Origin of the sequence: Microbacterium sp. ZW CA_36, assembly GCF_044987475.1 — a bacterium.
In the GTDB taxonomy this organism is placed as follows: domain Bacteria; phylum Actinomycetota; class Actinomycetes; order Actinomycetales; family Microbacteriaceae; genus Microbacterium.
The window spans coordinates 1-8,638 of sequence record NZ_JBJDRL010000102.1; the positions used below are offsets into that span (position 1 = coordinate 1).

The window sequence follows — 8,638 nt, forward strand, 5'->3', positions numbered from 1 at the left end:
GGGCGCGGACTCTCCCGCCCCGTCCGCCTCGGGCTCCGACGCCCCCGACGGGGGCTCCGGCGGCGAAGCTTCCCCGCCGTCGGGCTCGCGCTCCGGCGCAGCCGGAGCCTCGTCCTCACGCGCCTCCGCGTCCGACGCGGATGCCTCGTCCGGCTCCCCTCCCGGCGCGACGTCGTCCTCCGTGCTCTCGCTCGGGCCGGCGTCCTCGTCTACGACGGCGTCCTCGACACCCTCGCCCCGGCTGGCGTCCTCGTCCACGACGGCGTCCTCGACACCCTCGCCCGGGCCGGACTCGTCATCGGCAGCGGCGTCGCTCCCTGCGCTCACCGCGGCGAAGCGGTCGGTTGCGGCGCGGAGCGCGGCGGCGATGCCCGGCTCGGACGCCGCGTGCGCGGCATCCGGAATCATCGTGAAGTCGGCCTCGGGCCACGCACGGTGCAGATCCCACGCGGTCATCGCGGGCGTGCACACGTCGTAGCGGCCCTGCACGATGGCGGCCGGGATGTGCCGGATGCGGTCGACGCCGGCGATCAGCTGATCCGGCGCGAACCAGCCGCCGTGCAGGAAGTAGTGGTTCTCGATGCGGGCGAACGCCACGGCGGCGCGCGGCTCGGACATCGCCTCGACCAGTTCCGGGTCGGGCAGCAGCGTGAGGTTCGCTGCCTCCCATCGCGACCAGGCGACGGCCGCCGGCACGTGCACGGCGGGGTCGGGGTCGGCGAGGCGCCGGTGATACGCCTGCATGAGCTGCGAGCGCTCGAGGATCGGTATGGGAGCGATGAAGTCCTCCCAGAGGTCGGGGACGACGGATGCCGCACCGCCCTCGTAGAACCACTCCAGCTCGTGGCGGCGCAGCGTGAAGACGCCGCGCAGCACGATCTCGGTCACCGCCTGCGGGTGCGCCTCGGCGTAGGCGAGCGCCAGGGCGCTCCCCCACGATCCGCCGAACACCTGCCACCGCTCGATCCCCAGGTTCTTGCGCAGCAGCTCGATGTCGGCGACGAGGTGCCACGTGGTGTTGTGGCGGAGGTCGGCGTCCGGGTCGCTCGCGTGCGGGGTGGAGCGCCCGCAGCCGCGCTGGTCCAGCAGGATGATGCGGTACCGGTCGGGGTCGAAGAATCGGCGGTGCCAGGGCGACGTGCCGGCGCCTGGACCGCCGTGGAGGAACACCACCGGCTTGCCGTCGGGGTTGCCGCTCTGCTCGTAGGCGATGCGATTGCCCTCGCCGGCGATGAGCATGCCGGTGTCGTAGGGCTCGAGGGGCGGATAGAGGATGTCGTCGAGCTGTTCGTTCACAGGCTGCCCCCCGGCACGCTGAAGGTGTCGCAGGCGGACACGCCGCCCTGGTACCCGGCCTCGAACCAGCGCTGACGCTGCTCGCTGGAGCCGTGCGTCCAGGACTCGGGGTTCACGACGCCCCCGGATTCCTGCTGGATGTGGTCGTCGCCGACGGTGCCGGCCGCGTTGAGCGCATCGGTGATCTGCTGCGGGGTCGGCTCCTGCAGATACGGCACCCCGTTGTCGTCGACCTGCTCGGTCATGCCGCCGACCCAGGCGCCGGCGAAGCAGTCCGCCTGCAGCTCTCTGCGCACGCCGTTGCTGTCGGGGCCCGTGCCGTTGTCCGGGTACTCCTCCATGATCCCGGCCAGGTGCTGCACGTGATGCCCGTACTCGTGGGCGAGCACGTAGAGCTGGGCCAGCTCCCCGGCCGACGCGTCGAACTGCTGGCGCAGGAGGCCGAAGAACGTCGGGTCGATGTAGACGGTCTCCTCGGACGGGCAGTAGAACGGGCCGGTCTGGTTGGATGCCGTGCCGCACGCCGTCGGGGTCTGCACGTCGACGATCACGAGCTGGGGAGGGCGGTACCCCTGCATCTGCGTCGTCCAGTACTCGTCGAGCACCACGCTGCCGGCGGCGAGGCGGCACGCGTCGTTGCGGTTCGCGTCGGCACCGGTCTCGCACTGCTCGATCTCGGACTCGCCGGCGGTGCCGGTCTGCGGGGTCCCGGGAAGGATGCTCGACAGATCCTGTCCGGTGAACAGCTGGAACAGCAGAACGGCGATCGCGCCGATGCCGGCGATGCCACCGCCCGCCACCGCCGCGCCCGCGCCTCGACGCCGCGCCGTGTTCCCCCCGACGTTGGCGTTCTCATTGAACGTCATGCCTGTCACGGTACCCCGATCGCCTGATCGCACAGAGGAACGCCACAGAATCGCGCGGATTGCGTACAATGCCGCGGGCATAGGCTCGTGGCATGGTGAGCGAACCCACGACCGTGACCATCACCGGCGGCGGCGGGCAGATCGGCTACGCGCTGATGTTCCGCATCGCGGCGGGCGACATGCTCGGGGCCGATCGTCCGGTTCGCCTGCGGCTGCTCGAGATCCCGCAGGGCATGCGGGCCGCCGAGGGCGCGGCGATGGAACTCCAGGACTGCGCGTTCCCGCTGCTGGTCGACGTCGACGTGACCGACGATCCGCTGACCGCCTTCAACGGCACCCGCATCGCGCTGCTCGTCGGCGCGCGGCCCCGCACCGCCGGGATGGAGCGCGGCGACCTCCTGGCGGCGAACGCCGGCATCTTCGGCCCCCAGGGCCAGGCGATCGGCGCCGTGGCCGACGAGGACGTGCGCGTGGTCGTGGTGGGCAACCCCGCGAACACCAACGCGCTCATCGCCGCGGCATCCGCTGCTCCCGACGTGCCGGCCGACCGGTTCAGCGCCCTCACACGCCTCGACCACAACCGCGCCGTCGGCCAGCTCGCCGAGGCGCTCCAGGTGACGGCGGACGAGATCGCCGACGTCGTCGTGTGGGGCAACCACTCCGCGACGCAGTTCCCGGACGTCTCGCACGCGATCCTCGGAGACGGGATGCCGGTGCCCGATGCGCTGGCCGAGCGCCTGGGCGGACACGAGCAGGCGACGGCGTGGCTCGACGACGTCTTCATCCCGCGGGTCGCCAAGCGCGGCGCCGAGATCATCGCGGTGCGTGGCTCGTCCTCGGTGGCTTCGGCGGCGAACGCGGCGATCGACCACGTCCGCGATGAGCAGCTGGGGTCGGGGCGGGGGCTGACGTCGGCCGCGGTGCTCTCGCGCGGCGAGTACGGCGTGCCCGAGGGCCTCGTGTGCTCGTTCCCCGTGACCTCGCGCGGCGGCCGATCCGGCTACCGCATCGTCGAGGGGCTCGACCTCGACGATCGCGCTCGCGGCCGCATCGACGCCTCCGTGGCCGAGCTGGTCGCCGAGCGCGACGCCGTGCGCGACCTCGGGGTGCTCTGACCCTGGGCGCGCTTCGTCTCCGCGTTTCGACTCGCAAGCTCGCTCAACGACCGGCCAGAGGCGCGGCAATAGGCTCTGAGTCGTGGAAGTGCTGATCGTCGTCATCGTCGCGATCATCGTCATCGCGCTCGCGACGGCGGTCGCCCCGAAGCTCGGCATCGCCGGACCCCTGATCCTGCTGCTCATCGGTGGCGCGGTCAGCCTGCTGCCGTTCGTCGAGATCCCCGAGATCAATCCGGACTGGATCCTGGTCGGCGTGCTGCCGCCGCTGCTCTACTCTGCCGCGGTCGCCCTGCCGGCGATCGAGTTCCGCCGCGACTTCGGGCCGATCGCTGGGCTGTCGTTCCTCCTCGTCATCCTGAGCTCCATCGTGCTGGGCGTCTTCTTCATCGCCGTGATCCCCGGCATCCATCCCGCCATCGCGGTGGCCCTCGGCGCCATCCTGAGCCCTACGGATGCCGTAGCCACGTCGATCGTGAAGCGGCTGGGCGTCTCGCGGCGCGTCGTGACGATGCTCGAGGGCGAGAGCCTGCTCAACGACGCCACGGCGCTCGTCCTGCTGCGCACCATGATCGCCTCGGTCGCGGTCGCCACCACGGTCGCCGGCGACACCACCGTCGGCGTGGGGTTCCTGCCGGCCTTCGCATGGGGTGTGCTCGTCGCCGTCGTGGTCGGCGCCGTCATCGGCTTCCTCAACCTGCGGCTGCGGGCCCTCATCAAGAACTCCGCCGCCAACACCGCGGTCGGGTTCGTCGTGCCCTTCATCGCCTACATCCCCACCGAGGAGCTCGGCGGATCCGGCCTCGTGGCCGCCGTCGTCGCCGGCATCGTCACCGGGCAGGGTGCCGCGCGGTGGTTCAGCCCCGAGCAGCGCCGCTCGGACGAGCACAACTGGCAGACCATCGAGCTCGTGCTCGAGGGCGCCGTCTTCCTGGTGATGGGACTCGAGCTGAGCGACATCGTCACGCAGAACATGCAGGACCACAACGGCCTCGGCACCGGTCTCGGCATCGCGGCCGGTGCGCTCGGGATCATCATCGCGGTGCGCGCCGGGTACGTGTCGCTCCTCGTGTGGCTGCAGAGCCGGCGCGCCCGGGGTCGCCAGCGAAGCCGGCTGGAGGCGATGTCGGCCCGGATCGACGAGATCGCGACGGGCGGGGCGGTGGGTTCCGGCGCAGAGGCGGGCGGGCGAGCGGATGCCGCCACCGCGCGACACGACGCGCCTCGGCCACCGGCATCCCGTCGCCGCCGTCGCAACGGACGCGACGAGGTCGATCTCGACAGCCCCCGAGCCCAGCGCCGTCTCTCGTCGATGCGCGAGCGGGTGTCGCGAGCGCTCGGCGACCTCGACTACTACCAGGCGTCGCCGCTGGGCTGGAAGCACGGCGCGATCATCGTCTGGGCGGGCATGCGGGGTGTCGTGACACTGGCCGCCGCGCAGACCCTGCCCCGCGACGAGACCGCCGATCGGGCGCTGCTGGTCTTCATCGCCTTCGCCGTCGCGGTGGGCAGCCTCATGCTGCAGGGCTTCACGCTGCCCTGGCTCGTCAGCGTGCTGCGGCTCGAACGATCGGGCGACGACAGCCTCGACAAGGCGGAGCAGTCCGCCCTCGACGACGAGCTGCGCGACGCGGCCGTGGCCGCGCTGTCGAGCCCGGCCCTGCGCCGCCGTGACGGCACGGAGTTCTCCGACGACCTCGTCCAGGTCGTCGGCAGCCGCATGGTCGACCCGCCCGACGAGACCGACACTCTTCCCACGCGCGACCTGCTCGAACTGCGACTGGCGATGATCGAGGCGATGCGCACGCGGCTCAACCAGCTCTCCTCCGGGGGCGGCTACAGCACGCCGGCCCTGCGCCACGCGCTCGCCGAGCTCGATGCCGACCAGCTGAGCCTCGAGCTGCGACTCGACGACGAGGGCTGAGCGGGATGGGATCGACCCGGTGGGCGCGGCGCGACCGTCGCCTGGTGAGACAATAGGCACCGAGCGAGGGGGCCTCACATGAGCGAGACGACGAAGACGCCGGATGCCGCGCATACGCACGCGGCTCCCGTCAGCGGGTCGGCCGGGGCCGACACCGCGCCCCTGCACCTGCCGCACCCGGCTGCGGAGTGCCCGAAGTGCTTCACCGAGCTGCAGCAGAACCGCGACTGGTGGCAGGCCCGGCCCGCGGGCTCACGGCTGGTCGGACTCGTGATCGCCCGCGACGATATGCCCTCGGTCGTCGAGCAGCGCAATGACCTGACGCGCTTCGGGGTGCCGATCGAAGGGTTCCGGCATCCGGCTCCCGAGACGCTCGAGTCGTGGGAGGAGCGGCTCGTGCGCCTCTACGGCACGCTGCGACGCGGCGATGTGCTCGTCGTCGCGAACGTGCACGCCCTCGGCCGCGACATCGACGAAGAGGCCCGCACCGTCGCCGAACTGCACCGGCGCGGGGTCGTCGTGAAGGTCGTCAGCCACGGCGGACGCCACCTCTACGACGCCGGACGCTGACCTCGCCGGGCGGCGGTCGGTACCGCCGGGCGCTCGACCGGCGCTCAGGCGTCGTCGTCGGCGCGGGAGTCGCGTTCGCCGTTCAGTGAGTTCGCGCGCTCCTCGTCGAGGAGCGGCAGGTCGTCGCGCGTGACCAGGCGCGCCGCGAGCGCGTGCTCCACGAGCCGCACCCGGCGGTTGGTGGCGTACGAGCGGACGCCGCCGCGCATGCCCGGGACGCCGATGCGGTCGAGCTTGTCGCACACGTTGTCGAGCTTGCGGTTGAAGCGGGTGAGCGTCCACCCCAGCCGCTCGGCGGCCTGCGCCGACGTCGGCAGCTCGCTCATGCCGGTCCCCTCCCGGCGCAGCACCGGCTCGGCGAGCGCGAGGATCATGACACGCTGGCTGTGGGTGAGCGGCACGTCGCCGATCGTGCTGAGCCCGTCGTCGTCGGGCGGCGGCTGCGTGTCGCGGAACGTCGGCTCGGCGGCGTGGATGGTGAGCTCGTAGGTCGTCGGCCCCGCGCTGAAGATGACGGATGTCGCCGCGAACACCAGCGGCAGGCGTGCACCCGGTGCGAGCCAGGCCTGCACGCGACCGCCGGTGTCGGTGACGGTCGCCGACAGGCGCGAGCCCACATTGGACAGCAGCCAGAGGCCCTCGACGTTCTGGATCGTGAGGAAGTTGCGGTGCAGGAACAGGTTGTCGTCGATCGCGAGGTCGCCTTCGCGTCCGACCGTGAACACCTCGTCGGGCGGGACCGAGAACTCCTCTCCGGCGAACTCGACCCTCAGCGTGTCGGCAACAGCAGCGGTCACGGCGCGCACCCCCGGCTCGGTGTCTGCTGGTACTGGCCGTTGTCGCGCACCAGGGTCACATCGATACAGGTCGGTTCGGACTCCAGGACGGGCACGACGATCTCGGCGGTGTCCACGGGCAGGGCCTCGGTGGTGGGATCGCTCGCCGAGACCGGTTCGACGATGTAGCTGTCGCCGTCCTGCGGGTCGGGGTTCGTCCAGGTGAAGCGCACACCGCCCTCGACGGCGGCGCCTGCCACGTCTTCCACGGGCGGCACGACCATCGAGATCGGGTCCTGCGGCTTCGACGAGGCGGAGGGCGTCGGCGGATCCTGGGACGTGCCCGACAGCAGGCCGGGAAGCGACACTCCGATGATCACCGCGATGATCACCAGGGCACCGGCACCGAGCCCGATCCACAGTCCCGTGCGCCGGCGCGGCGCGACCTGGTCGGCATCGGATGTGACGACGTCATCGGCGCCGGGGGTGAACATCCCCGGGACGGTCGCCGCAGCGCCGTGGTCGGGGATCGTGCCCCGTGACACCGTCGTGGCGCCGGTGGTCGCGAATCCGGTGGTCGCGGGGGCGCGGAGCACCGTCTCGTCGAGCGACACCGGCAGGTCGCTCTGCCCGCGGAGCTGCGTCTGGTCGTACGCCGACGGCGGGGTCGTCGACCGCGCGACCGTCTCGGCGTCGACGGGCGCCGGTTCGAAGCGCGAAGACGCGGGGGCGGTGACCGCCGACGGGCGCGTCATGCCGGCTGCTGGCGTCGTCTCGGGGTTGATGCTGACGACGCCGCGCACGCGCGTGAGCCCGTCGTCCTCGTCCTCCTCGATGTCGTCCGGAAGCTGGTCGTCGAGGATGTCGATCGGCGTCACGGAGTGCGACAGCTCGATCTGCACGGTCTGCAGCGCACGCGCGAACGCGAGCGCGCTCTCGTAGCGATCGGCGGGTGACTTCGCCATCGCCCGCTCGAGCGCCCGCTGCAGCGACACCGGCACGTCGGCGCGGCCGAGAGGCGGCAGCGCGAGCGTCTCGATGCGGTGGATGAGCTCGGCCGCCGTGTTGCGCTGACCCGGCAGCTCGAACGGCGACCTGCCGGCGAGGAGCGTGTAGACGGTCGCTCCGAGCGCCCACACGTCGGAGCGCGGGTCGCTGCGCGGCACGTCGGCGAACGATTCCGGCGGCGACCACGGGATGGACAGGCCGGCGGACTCGGCGGCCGCATTCGTCGTCGATGCGATGCCGAAGTCGGTGAGCGCCGGACGGTTGTATTCGGTGACGAGGATGTTCGCGGGCTTGATGTCGCGGTGGAGCACACCGGCGCGGTGGGCCGTCTCGACGGCGGCGGCGACCTGCACGCCGACGCGGAGGGACTCGGCGATCGAGAAGGGCTCGCGCCGATAGCGCACCTGCAGGTTCGGGCGCGGGCAGTACTCCATCACGAGGTACGGGCGGCCGTCCTGCGCGACGCCGGCCTGGTAGATCGTGACGATCGCCGGGTGCGTCGAGAGCATGGCCATGACGTTGGCCTCGGCGGTGAACTCCTCGACCGAGCCGCTCGACATGCGCTCCGTGAGCAGCACCTTGACGGCGACGCGCCGCTTGGGAAGCTGCTGCTCGTACAGGTACACGTCGGCGAAGCCGCCGGACCCGAGCAGGTCGACATAAGTGAAGCCCGGCAGATCGGGCGGCGCCATCGGCGCGCGCTTGGGACTCACGACATCCCTTCGATCGCGACCGTGATGCCGTCGCCGAGATCCAGCACGTCTCCCGGGACGACCACCGTGCCCTCACCGGGATGCAGCCGCACGGGATCCGTTCCCGGGCGCAGCAGCGTGGTGCCGTTGGTGGTGCGCAGATCCGTGGCGACGATGCTCTCGCCTTCGGCCCGCAGCTCGACGTGGCTGCGCGAGATGTCCTGCTGCGGGCTGTCGACCGCGACGAGGTGCGGCAGGTCGGTGCCGCTCACGCGCGTGGAGCGGGGGCGGCGCCCGATCACGACGGTGCGGTCGAGCGGGATCACCTGCCCCGTCGACATCCGTACGCGCCCGGGCGCGTACGGATGTCGACGGGGCAGGTGATCCCGCT

General features: G+C 71.8%; 7 protein-coding genes and 1 pseudogene. 3 read left to right on the top strand and 5 right to left on the bottom strand.

Going from position 1 to position 8,638, the window contains the following annotated elements:
- Positions 1-330: 330 nt before the first annotated feature.
- Together pip and ACI3KX_RS21280 are read right to left on the bottom strand one after the other, a co-directional pair.
- Positions 331-1,296 (bottom strand): annotated as a pseudogene (pip, locus tag ACI3KX_RS21275) (prolyl aminopeptidase); the annotation flags it as partial.
- Positions 1,293-2,162: a neutral zinc metallopeptidase gene (locus tag ACI3KX_RS21280; protein WP_404910993.1), complete on the bottom strand. Its 870-nt coding sequence runs from the start codon at positions 2,160-2,162 to the stop codon at positions 1,293-1,295. The gene ACI3KX_RS21280 and the pseudogene pip, both read right to left, overlap by 4 nt.
- Before the next feature lie 92 nt (positions 2,163-2,254).
- Here ACI3KX_RS21280 and ACI3KX_RS21285 point away from each other — a divergent pair, with 92 nt between their 5' ends.
- From ACI3KX_RS21285 to ACI3KX_RS21295, 3 genes are all read left to right on the top strand, one after another.
- Positions 2,255-3,277: a malate dehydrogenase gene (locus ACI3KX_RS21285; RefSeq protein WP_404910994.1), complete on the top strand. Its 1,023-nt coding sequence runs from the start codon at positions 2,255-2,257 to the stop codon at positions 3,275-3,277.
- An 82-nt stretch (positions 3,278-3,359) separates the two neighbouring features.
- Positions 3,360-5,201: a cation:proton antiporter gene (locus ACI3KX_RS21290; protein ID WP_404910995.1), complete on the top strand. Its 1,842-nt coding sequence runs from the start codon at positions 3,360-3,362 to the stop codon at positions 5,199-5,201.
- A gap of 78 nt (positions 5,202-5,279) precedes the next feature.
- Positions 5,280-5,771, top strand: coding sequence for a recombinase family protein (locus tag ACI3KX_RS21295; protein ID WP_349425895.1), 492 nt, complete (start codon positions 5,280-5,282; stop codon positions 5,769-5,771).
- A 44-nt stretch (positions 5,772-5,815) separates the two neighbouring features.
- On the opposite strand, the gene ACI3KX_RS21300 is transcribed toward ACI3KX_RS21295, so the two are convergent.
- The 3 genes from ACI3KX_RS21300 to ACI3KX_RS21310 form a co-directional block, all read right to left on the bottom strand.
- A complete protein-coding gene (locus ACI3KX_RS21300; RefSeq protein ID WP_404910996.1) occupies positions 5,816-6,577 on the bottom strand; it encodes a hypothetical protein in 762 nt (253 codons plus the stop codon).
- Positions 6,565-8,268, bottom strand: a complete 1,704-nt coding sequence (locus ACI3KX_RS21305) for a serine/threonine-protein kinase (protein ID WP_404910997.1) — start codon at positions 8,266-8,268, stop codon at positions 6,565-6,567. The genes ACI3KX_RS21300 and ACI3KX_RS21305 overlap by 13 nt, the downstream gene beginning before the upstream one ends.
- Positions 8,265-8,638, bottom strand: a 374-nt coding sequence (locus ACI3KX_RS21310; protein ID WP_404910998.1) for an FHA domain-containing protein, incomplete at its 5' end; no start/stop codon positions are given. The genes ACI3KX_RS21310 and ACI3KX_RS21305, both read right to left, overlap by 4 nt.